The organism is Vibrio sp. 2130-1 (genome assembly GCF_033339515.1).
The window spans coordinates 1-519 of sequence record NZ_JAWOUT010000721.1 but is presented as its reverse complement, the minus strand read 5'-3'; the positions used below and the strand labels follow the sequence as shown (position 1 = coordinate 519).

Genomic DNA, 519 nt, shown 5'->3' with positions numbered 1-519 from the left:
GAAAGGCATCTACGATTGTGATAAAGATCTGTTTGATTGGGTTATCGCTCCACTCAGCGAGAATGACAAAAGCCTGTTGAGCCAAATGCGCTATCGACCAGACTCCTATTTAGAGCACAGCAAAACGCGCTTTAAATCCCTCGACTGCTCCATTATGGAGCTCGCCGATGATATTGCGTATGGCGTGCACGACTTAGAAGATGCCATTGTGCTGGGTATGGTCACACGTCAGCAATGGCAAGAAGGTGCAGCAAGTCAGTTAGCTGATTGCGGTGATCCTTGGTTTGAAGAACATATCGACTCTATCGGGCAAATGCTGTTTAGCGGTAAACATCACCAACGCAAAGATGCGATTGGCGGTATGGTCAATGCCCTACTTACAAGCATCTCTATTAAAGTGGTTGATGAACCATTCCAAAACCCTTTACTGGCATGGAATGCTTGTTTAGAACCGCATATGGCGAAAGCGCTAGATGTGCTTAAACATTTCGTCAGTCAGTATGTCATTCAAGTGCCGCA

At 46.1% G+C, this 519-nt stretch carries 1 pseudogene; it reads left to right on the top strand.

Annotated features, from left to right (window positions below):
• Positions 1-519 (top strand): annotated as a pseudogene (locus tag R7Q09_RS28340) (dGTPase); the annotation flags it as partial.